The 22,066-nt window shown below is 58.6% G+C and carries 19 protein-coding genes; 6 read left to right on the top strand and 13 right to left on the bottom strand.

Features of this window, described 5'->3' with window-relative positions:
* Positions 1-21 precede the first annotated feature (21 nt).
* The 5 genes from pflB to tdcA form a co-directional block, all read right to left on the bottom strand.
* Entirely contained in the window at positions 22-2,316 is a 2,295-nt protein-coding gene (pflB, locus tag ABLU50_RS25560) for a formate C-acetyltransferase (protein ID WP_087832189.1), read from the bottom strand.
* A 28-nt stretch (positions 2,317-2,344) separates the two neighbouring features.
* A complete protein-coding gene (gene tdcD, locus ABLU50_RS25555) occupies positions 2,345-3,553 on the bottom strand; it encodes a propionate kinase (RefSeq protein ID WP_017899865.1) in 1,209 nt (402 codons plus the stop codon).
* Positions 3,554-3,580: 27 nt separating this feature from the next.
* Positions 3,581-4,912, bottom strand: coding sequence for a threonine/serine transporter TdcC (gene tdcC, locus ABLU50_RS25550; protein WP_004203264.1), 1,332 nt, complete (start codon positions 4,910-4,912; stop codon positions 3,581-3,583).
* A 25-nt stretch (positions 4,913-4,937) separates the two neighbouring features.
* A complete protein-coding gene (gene tdcB / locus ABLU50_RS25545) occupies positions 4,938-5,927 on the bottom strand; it encodes a bifunctional threonine ammonia-lyase/L-serine ammonia-lyase TdcB (protein WP_004203265.1) in 990 nt (329 codons plus the stop codon).
* Between the two features lie 93 nt (positions 5,928-6,020).
* Positions 6,021-6,959 carry a transcriptional regulator TdcA gene (gene tdcA / locus ABLU50_RS25540; protein ID WP_004203266.1) on the bottom strand — a complete coding sequence of 313 codons (939 nt, stop codon included), beginning with the start codon at positions 6,957-6,959 and terminating at the stop codon, positions 6,021-6,023.
* 197 nt (positions 6,960-7,156) lie between these two features.
* On the opposite strand from tdcA, the gene ABLU50_RS25535 reads away from it, so the two are divergent.
* The 6 genes from ABLU50_RS25535 (at position 7,157) to ABLU50_RS25510 (ending at position 12,457) form a co-directional block, all read left to right on the top strand.
* Positions 7,157-7,279 (top strand): hypothetical protein, encoded by a 123-nt coding sequence (locus tag ABLU50_RS25535; protein WP_228708535.1) that lies wholly within the window; start codon positions 7,157-7,159, stop codon positions 7,277-7,279.
* Positions 7,280-7,716: 437 nt separating this feature from the next.
* Complete coding sequence (locus ABLU50_RS25530; RefSeq protein WP_023318588.1) at positions 7,717-8,805, top strand: ABC transporter ATP-binding protein; 1,089 nt, start codon at positions 7,717-7,719, stop codon at positions 8,803-8,805.
* A complete protein-coding gene (locus ABLU50_RS25525; RefSeq protein WP_004203268.1) occupies positions 8,798-9,427 on the top strand; it encodes an ABC transporter permease subunit in 630 nt (209 codons plus the stop codon). Before ABLU50_RS25530 ends, ABLU50_RS25525 begins: the two co-directional genes overlap by 8 nt.
* Positions 9,427-10,095, top strand: a complete 669-nt coding sequence (locus tag ABLU50_RS25520) for an ABC transporter permease (protein WP_004203269.1) — start codon at positions 9,427-9,429, stop codon at positions 10,093-10,095. Before ABLU50_RS25525 ends, ABLU50_RS25520 begins: the two co-directional genes overlap by 1 nt.
* Before the next feature lie 60 nt (positions 10,096-10,155).
* Positions 10,156-11,055, top strand: coding sequence for an ABC transporter substrate-binding protein (locus tag ABLU50_RS25515; protein ID WP_032456285.1), 900 nt, complete (start codon positions 10,156-10,158; stop codon positions 11,053-11,055).
* A complete protein-coding gene (locus tag ABLU50_RS25510; protein ID WP_306052944.1) occupies positions 11,033-12,457 on the top strand; it encodes an LLM class flavin-dependent oxidoreductase in 1,425 nt (474 codons plus the stop codon). The genes ABLU50_RS25515 and ABLU50_RS25510 overlap by 23 nt, the downstream gene beginning before the upstream one ends.
* A 47-nt stretch (positions 12,458-12,504) precedes the next feature.
* On the opposite strand, the gene ABLU50_RS25505 is transcribed toward ABLU50_RS25510, so the two are convergent.
* From ABLU50_RS25505 to ABLU50_RS25470, 8 genes are all read right to left on the bottom strand, one after another.
* Positions 12,505-13,305 carry a PhnD/SsuA/transferrin family substrate-binding protein gene (locus ABLU50_RS25505; protein ID WP_023318591.1) on the bottom strand — a complete coding sequence of 267 codons (801 nt, stop codon included), beginning with the start codon at positions 13,303-13,305 and terminating at the stop codon, positions 12,505-12,507.
* Positions 13,298-14,284, bottom strand: coding sequence for a fatty acid desaturase (locus tag ABLU50_RS25500; protein WP_176391511.1), 987 nt, complete (start codon positions 14,282-14,284; stop codon positions 13,298-13,300). The genes ABLU50_RS25505 and ABLU50_RS25500 overlap by 8 nt, the downstream gene beginning before the upstream one ends.
* Positions 14,285-14,753: 469 nt before the next feature.
* Positions 14,754-15,500, bottom strand: a complete 747-nt coding sequence (locus tag ABLU50_RS25495; RefSeq protein WP_087832186.1) for a proteasome-type protease — start codon at positions 15,498-15,500, stop codon at positions 14,754-14,756.
* A 16-nt stretch (positions 15,501-15,516) separates the two neighbouring features.
* On the bottom strand, positions 15,517-16,332 hold the full coding sequence (locus ABLU50_RS25490) for a transglutaminase family protein (protein WP_004203291.1): 816 nt from the start codon (positions 16,330-16,332) through the stop codon (positions 15,517-15,519).
* The gene (locus ABLU50_RS25485; protein ID WP_087832185.1) at positions 16,329-17,258 is read right to left on the bottom strand and encodes an alpha-E domain-containing protein; all 930 of its coding nucleotides are present in this window, start codon (positions 17,256-17,258) and stop codon (positions 16,329-16,331) included. The genes ABLU50_RS25490 and ABLU50_RS25485 overlap by 4 nt, the downstream gene beginning before the upstream one ends.
* Positions 17,252-18,691, bottom strand: a complete 1,440-nt coding sequence (locus tag ABLU50_RS25480; protein ID WP_004180417.1) for a circularly permuted type 2 ATP-grasp protein — start codon at positions 18,689-18,691, stop codon at positions 17,252-17,254. The genes ABLU50_RS25485 and ABLU50_RS25480 overlap by 7 nt, the downstream gene beginning before the upstream one ends.
* Positions 18,692-18,977: 286 nt before the next feature.
* Complete coding sequence (locus ABLU50_RS25475; protein WP_032411414.1) at positions 18,978-20,369, bottom strand: carbohydrate porin; 1,392 nt, start codon at positions 20,367-20,369, stop codon at positions 18,978-18,980.
* 100 nt (positions 20,370-20,469) lie between these two features.
* On the bottom strand, positions 20,470-21,828 hold the full coding sequence (locus ABLU50_RS25470; RefSeq protein ID WP_087832184.1) for a glycoside-pentoside-hexuronide (GPH):cation symporter: 1,359 nt from the start codon (positions 21,826-21,828) through the stop codon (positions 20,470-20,472).
* Positions 21,829-22,066 lie beyond the last annotated feature (238 nt).

Below are 22,066 nucleotides of genomic sequence, written 5' to 3'. Positions count from 1 at the left end.
CCCCTGTGGCCCGGCGGCCGCTCAGAGTTGGCTGGTGAACGTTCGGGAGATCACATCCTGCTGCTGCTCGCGGGTCAGCGCGTTAAAGCGGACCGCATAGCCAGAGACCCTAATCGTCAGATTCGGATACTGCTCCGGATGTTCTATCGCATCGAGCAGCTTTTCCCGGTTCAGCACATTGACGTTGAGATGCTGTCCCCCCTCCACCGTCTCCTCGTGATGGAAGTAGCCGTCCAGCAGCCCCACCAGGTTGTTTTCCTGCGCCGACGGCGCTTTGCCGAGGGCCGCCGGCACGATGGAGAAGGTGTACGAGATGCCATCTTTGGCGTAGGTAAACGGCAGTTTCGCCACCGAGGTCAGCGACGCCACCGCCCCTTTGCGATCGCGGCCATGCATCGGATTGGCACCCGGGGCGAACGGCGTCCCCGCCCGACGTCCGTCCGGCGTGTTGCCGGTTTTCTGCCCGTACACCACGTTGGAGGTGATGGTCAGGATCGACTGGGTCGGCACCGCCTGGCGCCAGGTGGGCAGCGCCTGAATTTTGCGCATAAAGCGCTCCACCAGGTCGCAGGCGATGGCATCGACGCGATCGTCGTTGTTGCCATACTGCGGATAATCCCCCTCAATGACAAAGTCCACCGCCAGCCCGTGATGGTCGCGTACCGGCTTCACCCGGGCGTACTTTATTGCCGACAGCGAATCCGCCGCCACCGACAGGCCGGCGATGCCGCAGGCCATCGTGCGGTAAACGTCGCGGTCGTGGAGGGCCATCAGCGCCGCCTCGTAGCTGTATTTATCATGCATGCAGTGGATGATGTTCAGCGCGCTGATGTACTGCACCGCCAGCCAGTCCATAAAGTGGTCGAGGCTGGCCATCACGGTGTCGTAGTCCAGCACCTCATCGCGCAGCGGCGCGGTTTTCGGCCCCACCTGGATCTTCAGTTTCTCATCCATCCCGCCGTTAATTGCGTAGAGCAACGTTTTGGCCAAATTGGCGCGGGCGCCGAAGAACTGCATCTGCTTGCCGATGACCATCGGGCTGACGCAGCAGGCGATGGCGTAGTCGTCGCTGTGGAAATCGCTGCGCATCAGGTCGTCGTTCTCATACTGCAGCGACGAGGTGGCGATAGAGACCCGGGCGGCGTATTTTTTAAACGCCACCGGCAGCGCCTGCGACCAGAGCACGGTCAGGTTGGGCTCCGGCGCCGGGCCCATGGTGTGCAGGGTATGCAGATAGCGGAAGGTGGTTTTGCTGACCAGGGTGCGACCATCCAGCCCCATGCCGCCCAGCACTTCCGTCGCCCAGATGGGATCCCCGGAGAACAGCGAATCAAATTCCGGGGTGCGCAGGAAACGCACCATGCGGATCTTCATGATGAAGTGGTCAATCAGCTCCTGGGCCTGCTCCTCATTCAGTAAGCCGGCGCGCAGATCGCGTTCAATATAGATGTCGAGGAAGGTGGCCGTGCGCCCCAGCGACATGGCGCCGCCGTTCTGCGACTTCACTGCCGCCAGGTAGGCGAAGTAGAGCCACTGTACCGCCTCACGGGCAGTGCGCGCCGGGTGGGAAATATCGCAGCCGTAGCGGGACGCCATCTCCTGCATCTGCTGCAGCGCGCGCCGCTGTTCGGCCAGCTCTTCGCGCAGGCGCAGGGTGGCCTCCAGCGCCTCGCCGCGTTCAAGGGCCGGCTGCAGGTCGGCAAACTGCAGCTCACGTTCGCGGACCAGAAAGCGAATGCCGTACAGCGCCACGCGGCGGTAATCGCCGATGATCCGTCCGCGACCGTAGCCGTCCGGCAGCCCGGTCAGCACCCCGGATTTACGGCAGCGCAGCATATCCGGGGAATAGATGTCAAAAACGCCCTGATTGTGGGTCTTGCGCAGCGCCGTAAACTGATACTCAAAGTCAGGATCCATTTCGCGACCATAGGCCTCGAAGGCGCTTTTGATCATATTGATGCCGCCAAAGGGATGCAGAGCGCGCTTCAGCGGCTGGTCCGTTTGCAGGCCGACGATCTTTTCCAGCGGCTGGTTGATATAGCCCGCCGCGTGGGCGGTGATGGAGGTAGCGACATTGGTGTCGAAATCCACCGGCGCATGGGTGGCGTTCTCGACGCGGATCCCGGCCATGACCTGCTCCCAGAGGGCGGTGGTGGCCGGCGTCGCGTCGGCGAGGAAAGACTCATCGCCCTCGTAAGGGGTGTAGTTATGCTGAATAAAGTCGCGAACGTTAATCTGCGTTTGCCACGCCGTACCGCGAAAGCCCTGCCAGGCGTCGGCGTATTGTGCGTCGTGGGTGTCGATATCTACTTTCATGAACATCGTCTCTCTACAGAATAAAAAATCAGGCCAGCGCCGCCGCGGTATGGATCCGGCCTAAGCGGATCGCATCGAGGGCAATCATGCGCTCTTCATTGGTGGGGATAACCGCACAGCGCACCCGGCTGCCGTCGGCGGAGATCAGACGCTCGCCGTCCGAATTGGGCTGCTGGTTGCGGGCGGCGTCCATCTCAAGGCCAAAGACCGCCAGCCGCTCGCTTACCAGCCGGCGGATCAGCACCGAGTTTTCGCCAATCCCGCCGGTAAAAATAATGCCGTCGAGACGCTGCAGCGCGGCGGCGTGGCCGGCGATATGGCGGGCGATGCGATGGACGAAGGTTTTGATCGCCAGGCGGGCGCGGGCATGGCCCTCATGCCAGGCCTGCTCCAGCACCCGCAGGTCGGAGGAAAGGCCGGAGATCCCCAGCAGGCCGGAGGCGGTGTTGGCCACCCGCTCCAGGTCACTGAGGGTCTGCCGGGTTTCCGCGGCAATCCACGCCATGGCGCCGAAGTCGACATCGCCGCTGCGGGTGCCCATCATCAGCCCCTCCAGCGGCGTCATCCCCATCGAGGTGTCCACGCTGCGGCCGTTGCGCACTGCGCAGACCGAAGCGCCATTGCCCAGGTGGGCGATCACCAGACCACTCTCCTGCTCCGGCAACCCGAGCAGCGCCAGGGCGCGCCGGGAGACATAGCGGTGCGAGGTGCCGTGGAAGCCATAGCGGCGCACCCCGAGGTTCTGGTAATACTCCCACGGCAGACCATAGAGAAAAGCTTCCGGGGCCAGGGTCTGGTGAAAGCTGGTATCAAAGACCGCCACCTGCATCACCTCCGGGAACAGCCGCTGCGCCGAGGCGATGCCGCTGAGGCTGGCGTAGTTATGCAGGGGGGCCAGGGACGACACCTGGCGAATATTGTCGATAACCTCCTCGCTGATAATGACCGACTCGGTGAAGAGGTCGCCGCCGTGGGCGACGCGGTGGCCAATCAGGGCCACGCTGCCGATGAGGTCGCGTTGGGCTAATGCCCCGGCAATCGCCTGCAGGGCGCCTTCGTAGCCGCGCGGCGCCAGCGCCACCGGTTTGCCGCCGTTAAGCGAGAGAGACGCCTGGTCTGCGTTGATGCCCTCGGCCACGCCGTTGAGCAGGCAGTCGCAGCTGGCGGCGTCCAGCACGGAAAATTTGATCGACGACGAGCCGCAGTTGATCACCAGAACTACCGGAAATTCAGTCATGTTGTACTCCGCGTGGCCTGAGCCGGATTAGAACAGTTTGTAAACGATGTTGAGGATGGTCAGCAGACCAATAGCAGTCACAAAGAGGTTGTCGAGACGTCCACGGTATTTGGCCAGCGAAGGCGCTTTACGAATGGCGTACATCGGCAGCAGGCACAGCAGCGAGGCGATAATCGGCGCGCCCATGGCCTCAATCAGGTCGAGGATATTGGGGTTGGCATACGCCACCACCCAGGTCGAGCCCATGATGAACACCATGCTCAGGGTATTGAGCTTGCCGCTGGAGACGCGGGTTTTATCCCCTTTATAGCCGAAGCGCAGGATCAGCCCGTTCAGCCCCTCGAGGGTGCCGAGATAGTGGCCGAAGAACGATTTGAAGATGGCCACCAGGGCGATAATCGACGCGCCATATTCCAGCAGGGTGGCAAAGGTGGATTTAGTGCCCGACATCGAGGCAAAGTGATTCGCCAGATAGGAGAGCACCGGGATATTCTGCGCCTTGGCGTCCGCCATGTTCTGCGGCGAGAGGGTAAACAGGCAGCTGAAGGCGAAGAACATCACCACCGCCACCATCAGCATGCTGGCCCGGGAGATAATCTGCGAACATTTTTGTTCGGTGTACTCCCGGCCAAACTGCGCTTCATACTCTTCGCGTTTGGAGACCACAAACGAGGAGACGATCGGCGAGAAGTTGAAGGAGAACACCATAATGGAGATGCCCAGCCAGACTGTCACCAGAATGCCGTCATGACCGGTTAAGGCGATATCGCTGAGGTTCACCTGGTCAATCACCGCGCTATTCCAGTAAGGGATCAGGGACAGGGAGATCACCACCAGGCTGGCGATAAACGGCCACACCAGATAGCTCATCACCTTGACCATCAGGTCTTTACCAAACCAGATGACAAACGCCATCAGCAGCAGCAGGAGCAGCGCCACCACCCCGCGGTTGAGGGCCGGCATCTGTAGCTGGTTCTCCCAGAAGGTCATGAAGGTATTGGTGATCGTGACGCCATAAATCCACAGCAGCGGGCAGATGGCGAAGAAGTACAGAAAGGTGATCACCACCCCGCCGGTTTTGCCAAAATGCTCTTCCACCGTTTCGGTGATATTGCCGGAGGGATTAGCCCCCGACAGGCACAGCCGCGCCAGCGCCCGATGGCAATAGAAGGCGATGGGATAGGCCAGCACCAGCATCACCAGGATCGGGATCAGCCCGCCGAAGCCGGCGCGGATGGGGAAAAACAGTACCCCGGCGCCGATAGCGGTGCCAAACAGGCCCAGGGTCCAGGTGGTGTCAGATTTACGCCAGGACGAAAGGCTTGTCTGGCTGGATGCAATGCTCTCAGTCGTACTCATATCCTGTCCTCACTTCTGTATTGAATTAAGCGTCAACAAAACCCGTAATTTGCGAGACCCGCGAGAGATCGATATTGCCGCCGGAAATCAGGCTGACCGTTTTGCGGTTCTGGATATAGCTGTCTAATTTGCCGCTTAATAACGCGGCGCAGGCCAAGGCCCCGGCCCCTTCGGTGATCACTTTATTGCGCTGAATTAAGGCGACCATGCTCTGGCGAATGTCGTCCTCACTGACGAGGACGATGTCATCCACCAGCTGGCGGGCGATTTCATAGGTCAGTTTCCCCGGGCGGGCGACATCGCAGCCATCGGCTAAAGTGCCGGCGTGGCGATGGCTGGTGATCTCTCCGGCGTACCAGGAGGCGGCCATGCCGTGAACATTCTCCGACTGCACGCCGATAATACGGATCGTCGGGTTAATGGATTTAATCGCAATCGCGATGCCGGCAATTAAGCCACCGCCGCCAATCGGCACGATGACATTATCCACGTCATACAGATCTTCTAATATTTCGAGACCGATGGTGCCCTGCCCGGCAATAACCTGCGGGTCGTCATAGGGGGGAATAAAGATACGGCCTTCAAGTTCAACAATATCGCTGGCTTTGGCGAGGGTATCGTTAAAATTATCGCCATGCAGCACCACCTCCGCCGAATAATCGCAGGTGGCGGCGACTTTCGATTTCGGCGCCCCTTTCGGCATCACCACTTTCCCGTCAATGCCGAGCATGGCGCAGGAGAGCGAGACGCCCTGGGCGTGGTTGCCCGCTGAGCAGGCCACCACCCCTTTGCGTTTTTCCGCCGCGGTTAACCCGCTGAGCTTATTAAAGGCGCCGCGAATTTTAAATGAGCCCGTGCGCTGCATATTTTCGAATTTAAGAAATATTTCCCCCTTGCAGCGTTCGCTAAAATAATTCGAGCGCGGCATACCCGTTTTATATATTTTTCCTGCCAGGCGTTGTTTCGCTTCGAGAATATCGTTAATCGATACTGGAAGATCGTAGGTAATATGCATGATGGCCTCTGTTTCTTAAGATAAAGTCAATAACCGGGCGTCATCCTGCTGATAACAGCGAGGATGGGTGTTGGGTTATTTAATAACTATCAGTCAGGCAATTTCTATTGGCTGCCAGTGGCGGTTGCCCTGCCCCGATGAATACTGTTTCGCCATCTCCACCAGCGACGCCGCCGCGGTTTTCAGCCGGTAATTTTTCGACCACACCGCCGCATAGCGCGCCACCGGCAAGGCCTCTTTAATGGGGATGGTGACAAACTGGCTCGAGCCGAACGGCGTGGTCATGTCGCAGGGAATGACCGTCAGAAAATCGGCATTGAGCACCAGGTTATAGATCGTCACCACCGAATCGGTATTGACAATATTTTCGCGGCGGATGCCGCTGCGCTGCAGGGTGGTCAGCAGTTCGCTGTAGTAACCCATATTGGTCTCCGGCAGCACCCACTGCTCGTGCTGGAGCGAGGCCAGGCGGACGGTGCCGTTGCCGATCCGCGCCCGGTTCGCCACCAGCACAAACTCAGACTCAAACAGCGGCTCGACGTGCAGGTCCTGCAGCTTCATCTCATCGCTCAGCGTCCCGATGGCGAAGTCGAGGCGGCCGTCGCGGATTGCCGGCAAAAAGGCGGAGAGCTGCGCCTCATACATTGAGACCCGCGCCTTGGGGAAGGTCATTTTGAACTGATGCACCATCTCCGACATAAAGGTAAACCCCACCAGCGAGGGGAAACCAAAGGAGACATCCACTACCGTGCTGTTGGTCAGGGCATTCATTTCATTGACCATATTTTTCATTTCACGGGTGATTGTCTCTGACCAGTTAAGAAATACCTGCCCGGCCTCGGTGAGCGAGACGCCGGTATTTCGCCGAACGATTAACTCGCTGCCAAAATAGCTTTCCATGTCGCCAATGATTTTACTGACCGCCGGCTGAGTGAGTCCTAACGCTTTTGCTCCAGCCCCGATTGACCCGCTGCGGATCACTTCCTGGAAAACCACCAGATGCTGAGTTTTAGGCAGAGAAAAAGTATTCATCACGTCTCACTTTCATTCCTTTGTTGACGGCGGAAAGTGTAACAAATCGCGATCGCCGGGTTATGTGAGAGCTCTCACAAAGGCTCTGCCGCGGCGGATGAGCAGGCGTCACAAGTCAGAATAAATAAATTAAAATCAATACATTACAAGCACCACAAACGATATTTGCACGTCTTTTGCCGTGACCGAATGCGGGGATAAAAATAATTGATGGCAATAACATCGACGGCAAAATGGCGATAAAAAATACGCCTTTTGCACGCTATTTGACCAACATTGTCAGGATGAGAAGAAAGCCGAAAATTAAATTAATGCTGTAAAGAATAAAAAGCAGACGTAATCAACGCCCTTATTTAGCGACAAGTCGGTTTGGCATCACATTTTATCTGCGGCGGGCGGGAAAAGGGCACAGGCATTATTTACATCAAAGAAACATTATATTCACAATTTGGTTTTTCTTGTGCGGCGGACGGTGCGGCTTTTTCCGCCCTATCGCAGGCGGTCATACTTTGATTAAAATCAACCCTGGTAATTTATTTTTTACGGTGGCCGCTTGAGAGTCATTTGTGTTGCCGATCACAAATCCATAAAACAACCTTCCGGCTTTTCTTCCACCGCAACTGATTAACCAGCTTTTCACTATGCAAATGCAAATAACGTATTTGCCCTCCCCGCAGGCGCTCTGTAGTTTGAGCCAGGATCCCGGCGCTACTTTATCCGGGTCAGGACTTTATTATTCAGAGTGTTGAATTCCACCATGATTAAATTAACGCATCTTTGCAAAACCTATCCAGGCAGCGCCCAGCCGGCCATTCGCGACCTCAGTCTGGATATTGATCATGGCGAATTCTGCACCTTCGTCGGCCCGAGCGGCTGCGGAAAAACGACTATCCTGCGCATGATTAATCAGCTGGATATTCCCGACAGCGGCGACGTCTATATTCAGGGCGTCCGCCTCGCTGACGCTGATATTATCCAGGTCCGCCGCCAGATCGGCTTCGTGATGCAAAGCGCCGCGCTCTTTCCCCATCGTACCGTGGCGCAAAATATCGCCACCGTACCGCGGCTGGCGGGCTGGAGCAAAGCGCGGATCCGCGCGCGCATTGACGAACTGGTGGCGCTGATGTCGCTCGACAGCCATCTGCTGCACCGCTATCCGCATCAGCTCTCCGGCGGCCAGCAGGGACGCGTAGCCATCGCCCGCGCCATCGCCGCCGATCCGCCGATTTTACTGATGGATGAGCCCTTCGCCGCCATCGACCCGGTGGTCCGTGAACGCCTCCAGGACGAGCTGTTGCTGTTGCAGCAGCGGCTGCAGAAAACCATTGTACTGGTGACCCACGACATCAATGAAGCGATCCGTCTCGGCGATAAAATCGCCATTTTCCAAGAAGGCGGCGTGCTGGCGCAGTTTGATACCCCCGACCGTATTCTGGCCCACCCGGCAAGCGAGTTCGTGCGCCGCTTTATTGGCCCGGAACCCAATCTGAAGCGGCTGGGCATGATACAGGTCGGCCAGCTGCCGCGTCACGATGTCCCCCTGCTCGACGAAGCGCTAACGCCGATCGCCAGCGCCCATCCACCGCTGGCCAGCCCGCTGCGCCTGGTGCTTGACCGCCAGCGACGCCCGCTGCACTGGTTTGATCCGCAGCGGGGTCTCACCCTGCCGGTGGAGCGCCCGCTCGCCAGCAGCCACAGCCTGCGTTTTGCCTATAGCGCGCTGCTCGACGTGGCGACCGGCGTGCTGGTGCATGTGGATGGCGAAGGACAATACCAGGGGGCGGTGTCTCACGCCCTGCTGCAGCAAGTGCTCGACGGCGCGGTGGGAGTGAGACCTCATGATTGACTGGGGCTGGGTTATCGATAACCGCGCGATGATCGGCGATCTCCTCTGGCAGCATGCGCGGATGGTCCTACTGGCGCTACTTTTCGGCTCCCTGCTCACCGGCGGCCTGTTAGCCATTACCCTGCGCTGGCCCGCGACGGCGCAGCCGCTCATCACCCTTTGCGGCGTGCTGTTTACCATTCCTTCGCTGGCGCTCTTTATTTTATTACTGCCGTTTACCGGGCTGTCGCTGACTACCTCGCTGATTGGCCTGACGCTGTACTCGTTGCTGATCCTGTTGCGCAATATGCTGGCCGGCATAGAAAAGCTGCCACAGGCGGCGCTGGAGTCGGCGCGGGCGCTCGGCTACACCCGGGGATTCCGCTTCTTCGATATCGAGCTGTGGCTGCTGCTGCCCTCCTTGTTTGCCGGGCTGCGCATTGCCTCGGTAACGCTGGTCGGCCTGGTCACCGTCACCGCGCTGATCGGCCAGGGCGGGCTGGGACAGCTGCTGCTGGCGGGTTTTAATCAGGACTTTCTGACGCCGATTATCGTCAGCCTGGTCCTGAGCCTGCTGCTGTCGCTGGTCTTTGACGGGCTGATCGCCCGTCTCGGGGACTGGCTAACGCCGTGGACGAAATGATGACACTGCTTCTCGCCACCTTTCACTGGTTGACCCAGCCGGAGCACTGGCTGGGCGACGAGGGCATCCTGCTGCGCCTGGGCCAACACCTTTATTACGTGCTGGTCAGCATGGCCGTGGCCTGCGCCATTGCCTTGCCGCTTGGTATCGCCTTGGGCTACTGGCGCAAAGGCGCCTTCGTGGTGATCAACCTGTTTAATCTTGGCCGCGCCATCCCTTCGTTAGGGCTGATTTTATTATGCATCATCGTTTTTGGCTTTAACGATATCCCGGTGCTGGCAGCGCTTATCGCGCTTTCTATTCCGCCGATTCTCACTAACACCTGGGTGGGGATTTATCACGCCGACCGCCCGCTGTGCGATGCGGCCATCGCGCTGGGCATGACCCCCTGGCAAAGCCTGTGGCAGGTGCGGATCCCGCTGGCGGCGCCGCTGATCCTCGCCGGAGTGCGCACCGCGCTGGTTCAGCTTATCGCCACAGCGGTGGTCGCAGCCTATGCCGGTCTGGGCGGGTTGGGACGATTTCTGATCGACGGACTCGGGCAACGGGATATCCCGCAGGTGATCGGCGGCTCGCTGGTGGTTTCCCTGCTGGCGATAGGCGGCGAACTGCTTTTCGCCCGCTGCGCCGGCCGCCTGGTTCATCGCCGTATTGCCGCGCCTTATTAGCGTGACACTGACATGACCCCAGCGCCTGGCGCTGATTAACCTGAAAATAAAAGAGGTATTATGAAGCAATTATTTGGCAAGGCCGTCACCGCCCGTCGATTTCGTCTCTCGTTGCTGGCCGCCGGGCTGTTCAGCCTGAGCGTTTACACCTATGCCGCCAGCGTCACGGTGGGCGGGGCCAACTTTACCGAAAGTTCCATTCTCGCCAACATCTACGCCAGCGCGCTAAAGAAAAATCATATCGAGGCCAACACCCGTCTCAACCTCGGCAACCGGGAAATTATTATTCCGGCGCTGCAGAGCGGTGAGATCGATATCGTTCCGGAATATCTTGGCGCCCTGCTCAATTTCTATAACGGCAAAACCGAGGCCACCAGCCAGCAGGACGTCAGCGCTGAGTTGGCTCAGGTCCTGCCTGCCGATTTCACTCTGTTGAACCCGGCCCCGGCCACCTCGATCACCGCCTGGGCGGTACGTGCCGAGACCGCGGAGAAATACCATCTGCGAACCCTCTCCGACCTGAAGCCCGTCGCCCCGCAGCTGGTGATCGGCGGACCGCCGGAGCTGGCGGTACGCGCCCTGGGCCTGCCGGGGCTGAAACGCGTCTATGGTCTTGAGTTCAAAGCGGTGAAATCGCTGGACATGGGCGGGCCGCTGACCCGGCTGGCGCTCAATTCGGGCAAAATCGACGTCGCGACGGTCGTCTCCACCCAGGGCAATCTGGCGAAAGAGAAATGGGTGGTTCTGGAAGATGATAAACATGAGCAACCGAGTCAGAACGTGGTGCCGCTGGTGCGCAAAGCCAGTCTGACGCCGGAGATCGGCGCCGTGCTCAATGAGGTCTCCGGCAAACTGGACAATGCCACGCTGATCGCCCTCAACCAGCAGGTAGATCTTCAGCATAAAGATCCAGCGGCCGTCGCCGACCAGTGGGTTAATGCCAACCTATCCCAACACTGACCTTCACTCCGCCACGGATGGCGTTCAGCCGCGAGTCCACGCTATGTCTACCCGACACATGATCCTGAACCTGTTCTTTTATAACCCACAGGGGGATTACCGTTTCTCCTGGCGTCACCCTGACGCGCCTGAAGCGGACATATTTACCCTCAACTATTACGCCAGTCTGGCGCGCAAGGCCGAAGCGGCGACCCTCGACGCTATCTTTGTCGCCGACCATATCGCGGTGTGGGATACGGTGCCCAGCGGCCTGACCCACTACGCCAACGCCCGGCTTGAACCCCTGACGCTGCTCTCCGCCCTCGCCGCGGTGACGGAGCATATCGGCCTGATGGCCACCGCGTCCACCTCCTATAACGAACCCTATAACCTGGCTCGCTACTTTGCCTCGCTGGATTTCCTCAGCAATGGCCGGGCAAGCTGGAATGTGGTCACGTCGTGGCTGGAAGAAGAAGCAGCAAACTTCGGTCTGGAGCAGCTTCCCCGCCACGGCACGCGCTACCAGCGGGCCAATGAATTCATCGACGTGGTCACTCGTCTGTGGGATTCCTGGGAAGATGGCGCGGCGATCTTCGATAAAGCGCGCGGATTATTTGCCGATGCCGACAAGGTGCATCATCTCGAGTATCAGGGCGAGTACTTTCGCGTGCGCGGCCCGCTCAACGTCCCTCGCCCGCCGCAGGGCCATCCACTGCTGGTGCAGGCCGGCTCTTCGGAAGCAGGGAAAGCGCTGGCCGCCGCCTGGTCCGATATGCACTTCGTGTTTATTCACTCGATCGCCGAGGGGCTGGCCTATCGCGAAGAGATGAATCAGCGGCTGCGCCAGCACGGGCGTGATCCGGCCCATTTCAAAATCATCGCCGGGGTCCTGCCGGTGGTGGTGAACTCCGACGAGGAGAAGGCGGCCCGCCAGCAGCTTAACGAGCAACTGATGAGTGACCAGATGGCTATCGATCTGCTCTCCTCTTATCTTCGAATGGATCTCAGCGCCCTGCCGAGGGACCAGCCCCTGCCGCCGCTCCCTGATGAAGAGAGCTTTGACGGCATCCGTACCGCGCTGAAGCTTATCCGCCAGTACGATCCGCGGCTCACTCTGCTGGAGTTGGGGAAGTTGTTATTACAGAGTTCTGATAGCTGGCTGCTGCTGGGCAGCGCCGAGGAGATTGCCGCCACCTTAACGGAGACCTGGCAGGCGGGCGCCGCCGATGGGTTCAACCTGATGTTCCCGCTGCTGCCGGGAGACTTTGACCGCTTTGTTGACCAGGTGGTGCCGCTTCTGCAGCGTAACGGCGTCATGCGTGACCGCTATCCGCCCGGCACCCTGCGTGAAAAGCTCGGTCTGCCGGCGGTGGCAAACCGCTTTACCGCCCCTTCCCGCCCCGCGTTACCGCCGACGCCGTAGTCTGCCATGACCCGCCCCGGCGCAGATCGCTGGCCGGAGCATTTTACCTATAGCTGGCTGACTCCCTGCGCCGCGGCCTCATCCCGCCACGCCAGCAGCGGAGCATAGGCCTCCCGCGACATATCGCTATAGCCGCAGATCAGCAAGGCGTCGCACAGGGAACGATAGCGCGCATCGCTCACTAACTGCTGGAGCGCTTCGCGCAGGCTGTTCAGCGTCGAAGCCGGGGTGGCGCCGGCAGTGATCAGCGGCAGCCCTGGCGCATCCGGGCTCCAGCCGATCGCCACCAGTCCTGCCAGGGCCTGCGGTTGATGTCGCTGCAGCAGAGCGTAGGTCACACAGTCGATGGCGGCGATATCGGCGTTTTCCTGCTGCAGCTCGCGCAGCGATTGCCGATGGCTGCCGCTAAACACCACAGCCGAAAAAAATCGCCCCTCCCGCGAGAGCGGCGCGACCATTTTGCGCAGCACGTTGTAACCGGACTGCGAGTGCTCGGCATTGCACACGGCCCGGCGGCCAAAAAAGTCCGCCAGCATCCGGTGACTATCCGCTTCGCGGACCACCAGCAGGCTGCGGTAGCGGCGCCCTTCGCAACCGGGCGCGGCGTAGTGGAAGCAGCCCACCGTCTGCACCTCCGGCAGCTGGGTCACCAGCGGATAGCCACAGGTCTGACTCAGCAACAGCCTCGGCTGGCGCCAGTGGGCTAGCAGATCCTCGGGGTCATCCGCCGGCGGGTCCCCCGCCACCATCACGCCGCGTTCGGCCAGCAGCGACTGTACCGCCTGCCACAGAGCCTGGGTCTGTTGACGGTGGATGGCATACATCGGAAAGGTCATGCGTTCAGCCATGTTCTTCTCCCGCCTGCGCCTGTTCGCCAAAGCCCGGATGGGCGTTCACCGCCACCGCCCGGCGGCTAAAATGGCGTCGCCACTCACCGTACCCACGCACCAGGAACCCCTGATTACGCTGCAGATAGGCCGTCTGGCGATGCAGATACAGCTGACGTAAAGCGTACCAGGGAACCCCTGGCAGGTCATGATGCACCGCATGGTAGTTGAGATTGAGGAACAGCACTCGCCAGGGGAGCCCGGCCTCGTTGATCACCGAGCGGGCCAGCGGGTCATCCGCGGCCCGGTGTTCGAGAAAAGAGCGCACTTTGGTCAGGGCCAGCGCCGGGTAACTCACCGCCAGCACAAACCACAGCGGGGAAAAACCCTGCGCCGCCATCCAGGCCAGCAGGCCCGTCAGCAGCAACAGATGCAGGCTCCACATGGCGATGGCGCGGCGGTCGCCCTCGCGGAAAGCCCGCAGCGCGCTGCGCAGGGTGTGAACGATATCCATCAGCGGCGCCAGCAGCAGACGCCCCCAGAAGGTATTGCGCAGGTGGATAAGGCGGCGCTGCCAGGCTGAGAAGCGCTGCCAGCTTTCCGCGGTCACGTAGTACGATTCGGGATCATCCTCGGGGTGCGTCAGCAGATGGTTGCGATGGTGCGCCAGATGGCTGTCGCGATAGACGCCATAGGGATACCAGACCGCCAGCGGCAGCGTCCCCAGCAGCTGGTTAAACCATGCCAGCCGGGTGGGATGTCCATGGATCAGCTCATGCTGTAAGGACATATACCAGGCGGTAAACCAGATCAGCAGCAGCGTGGCCGGAAACAGGCCCAGCGTCCGCCAGCCCGCCACGCAGGCAAACCAGCCGCCGTAAACCGTCACCAACAGCAGCCAGGTCGGCAGCTCGCTGCGCCACAGCCAGCTGCGCGCCAGCTGGCGGATCAGGATGCGCTGTTGGTCATCCACATAGACAGCCGTCTTCTTTTCCGTCACTTCCGATACCTTGCCGTGTTGCCTCATTCCCCACGAAGATGTGAGATAACACGTTAAATAACAAAGTATTTAATTTACTTAGCTTTGCCAAAAAGCGCGTTTGTATTGAGCACGGCAAAAAATACCGTCCATGGCGCAACAGGCTGGCGGCGTTTAAACAGATCCATTGCCCGGCGGCGCTGCGCTTGCCGGGCCTACGGGATGATCCCCACCCCCGCTCCATCCAGGCCGGTGCAGGCGCAGCCCCGCCGGACAAAAACAGTAGAGTCGCTTTTGTGCCGGGCGGCGACGGCACCTTGCCCGGCCTACCATCCGTGCGACCTGTCGTTAATTAATTCACCATTCTTGTTGAAACTCGCTGTTGGCAGCCTCGACACCGCTGTAACTTTACCGCCAGGTCGAGGACACTTAAGGGCTCCATAGCCTTATCCATCTTCGCGTCGAGGTTAGTTGTAGCGCATCAAAGAAACTACTCCTCTTCCCGCTCTGCTGGCGTCCAGGCCGGCAGAGTCTGGAAGGTGTGCAACAGCCCCTCGGACCACGCCTTGCGGATGCGGTTGAAGTAGGGATCGCTGTCGGTGATGCGATGCTGCCCGGCGCTGCTCAGGCTGCCGCTGCGGTAGAGCAGCGTATCCAGCGGCAGGCCAACGGACAGATTACTGCGCAGCGTCGAGTCAATGGAGATCAAGGCGCAGCACATCGCCTGCTCCAGCGGCGTATCGATGGTCAGCACCCGATCGATGATCGGCTTGCCGTACTTGCTTTCGCCAATCTGGAAATAAGGCGTGTCGCGGGTGGCTTCAATAAAGTTGCCCTCCGGATAAATATGGAACAGACGATGGGTTTCGCCGGCGATCTGGCCGCCAAGCAACAGGTTGCAGTTGAAGTTGGTGTTACTGCAGTTTTGCTGGTTGCTGCTGTCGCGCTGGATCACCTCCAGCAGCGTTTTACCGATCAGCATGGCGGCGTCGTAGAGGGAAGTTACCTGCATCAGGTTCGGCTCCTGCTGGGTACGGATCCGCGCGCTGAGCAGGCTTATCACGCTCTGGGTGGTGGCCAGGTTGCCGGCGGATTGCAGCACCAGCACCCGTTCCCCTTCCTGATGGAAAACGTGCAGCTTTTTAAAAGTGGCAATATGGTCGACGCCCGCGTTGGTGCGGGAGTCGGAAGCAAACACCAGTCCATCCACCAGGCACATGGCCACACAGTAGGTCATTGCGGTTATTCCCGTATTATTGCTGCTGCGCCTGCTGGCTGTGTTCGCGCACTTCAGCGTTGGTTAACATAATCTCCCCGCCGCCGCCCAGCCGGGTGCCCCGTACCGGGCAGGCGTCGAGATAATCCAGTCCGGTCGCCAGCCGCAGATGCTGATTCAGGCGACGGGTATTATTGGTGATATCAAACGACAGCCAACGGCCGTCGAGCCACACTTCCGCCCAGGCATGCATCGCGACATGCTGGGCGTTATCGCTGTAGACATAGCCGCTGACGTAGCGCGCCGGGATCTCCAGCGCCCGGCAGCAGGCGAGAAAAACATGGGTATGATCCTGGCACACGCCCTTCGCCCGGGCGAAGGCGTCGGCAGCGGAGTCCTGGACCTGGGTCGCGCCGGGGGAGTATGGCATTCTTAACAGCAGATCCGCCATCAGTTGATTCAAACTCTCTTCCGCCGCATCGGGACGATAGAGGCGCTGGGCGAACTCACGGATCGCCGTATCGGCGCGGGTCAGCGGCGTACTGCGCAGAAAAACCAGCGGCGACAGCAGCTCGGCCTCTTCATCACGCGTTTCTTCCCCCTCGTCGGCGATATCGACAATCCCGCTGGCGCGGATGGTGATCTCTTTATGCGGGTTATCCAGCGTCAGCACATGCAGCACATTACCCCAGCCGTCGGTCGTGGTCACCGCCGCGCCGTCCGGCAGGGTCAGCGTCCAGGCGGTGATCGTCTGCCGTCCGGTGCTGCGCGGGGTCAGGCGCAGATACTGGGTGGAAAACTTCACTTCTTCATCGTAGCCATAGCGAGTGAGATGATCGATGACCAGTTTCATAAGGCCTCCAGATAGGTTTGTCTGATGCTGTCGGACAGGGCGTTAATTCTCCCCAGCAGTCCGTTAAGCGTGGTCTGCAGGTCCGCCTGCGCCAGGTCGTCACGGGTGCTGAAGCGCAGGTCAACGTTGAGCTGATGGGCGAGGCGCAGCGGCTGATAAGAGCGATCGTTGGCGATCTTCTCCAGTTCGCCCACCAGGTCGGCAATGCTGGCGCGCAGCGAACGTGGAATATCGTTACGCAAGATCAGCAGGTCCATCACCGTTTCGCGACTGACCGGCTGGCGGTAGAGGCTGTTGTATGCCTCGCGGGCGCTGACCGCATTGAGCAGGGTATCCAGCCGGTAGTATTCGCGCACCGGATCCGGATCGTTGGTCAGCTGTTGATCCTTAATCAGCAGCAGCTGGGTGGTGGCGAACGCGCGCTCGATCAGCGTGCCGATACCGATAAAGCTCAGGGCGTCGTTGCGCAGCAGCGTGCCTATCACCGCTCCGCGAAACAGATGCACCCGCTCTTTCACCCACTCGAAAAAGCCGTCGCTCCCCAGTTCGCCCAGCCCCTGCTGGCGGAGGGTCCGCAGTTCGATGCGGGTGGCATTGATGCTCTCCCACACTTCGGCCGAGAGACTGCCGCGCACCGCGTGCGCGTTGTTCCACGCCATCTCCACGCAGCTGTAAATACTGCAGGGGTTGTTGCCATCGAGGGCAAAAAAGTTGAGCAGATTGCTCATGGTAAAGCGGGCATGGCGCGCCTGAAACAGCTCGTGGGTCATTGACAAATTCAGCGGTAGCGCCAGATCCCGCGACTGCTGGCTGTGGCGGGGGATCATTGATAATTTCCAGGTCACGTCCAGCACCCGGGCGTAGCTCTCCGCCCGCTCAAGGTAGCGGGCCATCCAGAACAGTTCACTCGCCGTACGACTTAGCATGATGCGTCATCCTCCATCACCCAGGTATCCTTGGTTCCGCCGCCCTGCGACGAGTTGACCACCAGCGACCCTTCGGTCAGCGCCACGCGGGTCAGGCCGCCGGGCACCAGGCGCATCTCCTGTCCGGAAAGCACATAGGGGCGTAAATCGATATGCCGTGGCGACAGCCCTTCATCAACGAAGGTTGGGCAGGTCGACAGCGCAAGGGTGTCCTGGGCGATATAGTTGGCCGGATTGGCCAGAAGGCGCTGGCGGAAGGCCTCCCGCTCCTCTTTGGTGGAACGCGGGCCGACCAGCATGCCGTAGCCCCCGGCGCCATGGACCTCCTTGACCACCATCAGCTCCAGATTGCTCAGCACGTAGCGCAGGTCCTCCGCTTTCCGACACTGCCAGGTGGGGATATTGCTGAGGATCGGCTGTTCGCCGAGGTAAAAGCGGATCATCTCCGGGACGTACGGATAGATCGATTTGTCGTCAGCCACCCCGGTGCCGATGGCGTTGGCCAGCACTACGCCGCCGGCGCGATAGACGGACAGCAGCCCCGGGACGCCGAGCATCGAATCGGCGCGGAAGGCCAGCGGGTCGAGCCAGGCGTCGTCGATGCGGCGATAAATCACATCCACCCGCCGCGGCCCCTCGGTGGTGCGCATATACACCGCGCCGTTTTTAATAAACAGATCGGCGCTTTCCACCAGCTCGACCCCCATCTGCTGCGCCAGGAAGCTGTGCTCGAAGTAGGCGCTGTTGAAGCGACCCGGGGTCATCACCACGACACAGGGATCATCCACCAGCGAACTTTCGCGCAGGGTCTGCAGGAGGTAGCTCGGGTAGCGCTCCACCGGCGCAATGTGATGCTGCTCGAACATCTCCGGATAGAGGCGCATCATCATCTTACGGTTTTCGAGCATGTAGGAGACGCCGGACGGCGTGCGCAGATTATCCTCCAGCACGTAGTACTGGCCGTCGTTATTGCGCACCATATCGACGCCGGTGATATGGGCATAGGTGTTGTTTGGCAGGTTGATGCCCTGCATGCACGGTTGATACTGCTCGTTGGCCAGCACCTGCTCGGCCGGTATCAGCCCCGCGCGCAGGATATTCTGTTCATGATAGATGTCATAGAGGAAAGCGTTCAGCGCTTTCACCCGCTGGCGAATGCCGCGGTCAATGCGCTGCCACTCCCCGGCGGGTATGATCCGCGGCACGCTATCAAACGGGATCAGCCGCTCGGTTCCCTCATCCTCGCCATACACGTTAAAGGTGATGCCGATACGGTGAAAAAGCAGTTCCGCTTGCGCTTTTTTCTGCCGGATAGAGAATTGATCGGTGTTGCGAAACCATTGCCACCAGGCATTATAGTGCGGCCGCTGCTCACCCTGGGCGGTCAGCATCTCGTCATAATAATGCCCGTCAGGAAGCGTTATTTTTATCATGGCCGTCTCCTCCGGTTGTACTCACTTTGTGGTAATCCCGATAAGAGATAAGCATTAATTATGCCAGGTCACACAGCGCGTCGGCGCAGCGTTACGCTGTGAGGCCATGGCTTTGAGTTGATTAAAAAACAACCAGACACTTTGCTTATTTGTGGGCGGTTGTTAGCGTTAAACGCACCAGTTTGGGGCAAGTGGATTCACGGGACGCTGAGGCTTCGCGAGCTACGCCGCGTAGCGACAGGCGGCTGAATAGCACAGAGCCTGCGCTGTGCAGGCTCTGTGTTGCTCAGAAGAAATACTTGAAGCGCAGCCGGCCGCCATAGCGGGAGTCTTCCTGGCCGTCGCCGTTGTTTGGGTTGGATTCAATCCATGATGCGTAGGCCCCAAGATAGATGTTGAAGTTCTTCATATTCATTACGTTCGGAAACAGGTACGACGCATGGATTGTGTGGATATCATAGTTGCCCGGATCGGCGATCCAGCAATTATCGTCGCAGTTAGCGATAAAATCAGCGGTGTTAAAGCTGTCGATTTTGTTATGCGCGTAAATGTAGCCCAGCTCAAAACCGTGCCACAGGGAGTTAACGCCCGCGGTAAAGTCAGTCTCATCTTCGGCATCCATATAAGCGACGTTAAGGTTGGTCACCACGCCGTCCTGCGGATCGGTTTTTTGCCCATTCCACGTCATCGTATAGCCATAGCCGGTACGGCTGGACTGGTCGACCCAGCGTCCTTTCGCATCGTGATAGCCATAGGCGTTATTTACCACGTTGCTTTCCATGGCGATGGCAGTGGAGAAACGCCCGCTGTTCCACGCGATAACCGGGCGCAAATAGGCCACATTTTTCTCATTTTCCAGTGCGGTGCCATGATACTGCTGGTCCTGGAATAGCGTGCTGCCGTTCTCCAGCAGGGTATTCAGTTCGAAATACCAGTTATCAAGGGTTTTGCTCATCAGGAAGTTGCCGCCGCTGTTGCTCCGACCGCGCCCTTCCTTCATCATGTAAATATAGCCGTAGCCGTCACTGTACAGATCGTTGGCGGTGTTCCCGGAGTATTCCACGAACGTATCCTGATTCAACGGGAACATATCGTAGGCTTCGAAACGACCAACCTTCACCTTCCAGTCGTTCTCCTGGCCAAAAAAGAATACCGCATCATCAAGATTCATTTTGCCGTTCAGGTCGGCCAGCGGCTGGACGGAAAAACCGGCAAAACGGCCATTATCCATTTTGCGCATGCCGTCAAAACCTAACAGCAGGCGGCCATTAATATCCCAGCGTTCATTATTGCCCGGCGCCCAGTCTTTATTTGCCGTGGTTTTTACCGAAGTCAGGCTCCCGCTGCTGCTGGCGCCATCCATGTTAAATTCGACATCACCATAAAATTTGATATCCCCATAGCCGGACAGCGTTAGTGTTGTCGGCTCCGCGCCCGGTGCCACGGGCTCGGCGGACTCCACTTTGACAGTTGGCGTGCTTTTCGCCACCACGTTCTGCTGTCGGGTTAAGGTCTGGATTTTCGCTTCCGCATCGGCCGCTCGTTGCTCAGCATTTATTACGCGCTGTTCCAGCTGCGCTAAACGTTTTTCAATATCCGTCGGGTGATTATTCGCCGCGGCCCAAAGGCCAGAGGAGAACAGACCACTCATAATCAGAGCCATATAGTTTACTTTCATTATTAACATCCCTAATTACATTGTTATATGTTTCATCCAGGGTATAGCCGGGCTATCCAGGGAATTACCTGCATAGCCCTCTTAATACAGCGTGGAATAATCAGGATTCGGCGAAAGTGCCGTGTTTTAAATCATCAACGATGCCGTTCATTCTGTTTTCCGTTAAGCCGTAGAATTTAATCGAGACGGCGGTAAGCACATAAAACACGGAAGGGACCAGAGTAAACAACAGCACCACGCCCTGCACCGCTGAAGCCGACTGCACCGTGGTGTTAGCGGCGTAATGGAAATAGGCCAATATCCAGCCGAGGATGGCCCCGCCGACGGCGACGCCCAGCTTGATGACAAAGATATTTGCTGCGACATTCATACCGGTAATACGCCGCTGGGTTTTCCATTCGCCATAGTTATTCACGTCGGTAATCATCGACCACTGCAACGCGCCGTTGCCGCCCTGAATGATAGAAATCAGAATATGCACGCCGAGCACCGCAATCCAATATTGTACCGGGACGATAAAGCAGACCACGCCCAGCGCGGCGGTGAGAAGATTAATCCAGAAAGAGAATCGGACCTTACAAAAGCGCGTCCCAAAGGGCTTGGCCAGCACCGAACCCAGCATGGAGGCAAACATACCGCCGAGCATGAATATGGTAATCACGTCGGCGCCTTTATGCAGGACGCTGTTAACATAATAGCCGACGGCGCCACCGCGAATTACCACGGCGACCAGCATCATAAAATTGTAAACGGAAAGAATACGCCACTGATCGTTACGAAATAGTATTTTCACGTCCCGCGCGATGTTCAGGTTCTGTTCTTTAATCGGCTGCACGCGTTCTTTAGTCGTGGCGAAACAGGTGATAAACATCAGGCAGCCGATAACGCCAAACAGGGCCATCGAGACCTGAATACCGGTCGCGCGATCGCCGGGATAGAGAAAATCAGCCAGCGGTAAAATAAACGCAGTACCGAGCGCGCCGCCGATTGGGGTGATAGCGAAACGCCAGGACTGCAGCGAGAGGCTTTCGCGCGGATCGGAGGTCAGCGCCGCGCCCAGCGAGCAGTACGGAATATTAATCGCCGTATACATCAGTGTCATAAATATATAAGCCGCCACAGCGTAGGCAATTTTTCCGGAGTCGGAAAAGGAGGGAATGGAATACACCAGCACGCAGCTCACCGCAAAGGGCACGAAGATCGCCAACAGCCAGGGGCGAAAGCGGCCCCAGCGGGTTGAGGTGGCGTCAGCAATCGCGCCCATAATCGGATCGGTAATCGCATCCAGCAGACGCACCAGCAAAAACATCGTCCCCATTACGGCGGGCGGCAGGCCATAAATATCGGTATAAAAATAAGCCAGAATAGCCACAGACGAGTCAAATACGATGTGACTGGCTGCGTCCCCCAGGCTATAACCTATTTTCTCTCTGACAGAAATTTTTTCGCCAGCAGACATACACCACTCCTTTATGCAAAATGAAACCGGTTTCTGTAGTGTCTGCATTTTTTACTTATCCGCTATGCGCGGCGCCATTATGTTTTTTTATTAATTATTTATGTTTTTTAATTTATGTGATCCTGCCGACCTTCAGTCATATTAACCCCGGTATTTTTGCCTGACAGATCACAGCCTTCATCCGTTGCGCAATTTTTAAAATGCGATAAATACGAACCTTATTGTTACAGATAAACAT

The organism is Klebsiella sp. GG_Kp173, from assembly GCF_040062415.1.
Lineage (GTDB): Bacteria > Pseudomonadota > Gammaproteobacteria > Enterobacterales > Enterobacteriaceae > Klebsiella > Klebsiella quasipneumoniae.
The sequence above is the reverse complement of the archived record's forward strand: the minus strand, read 5'-3'. Positions and strand labels throughout refer to the sequence as shown.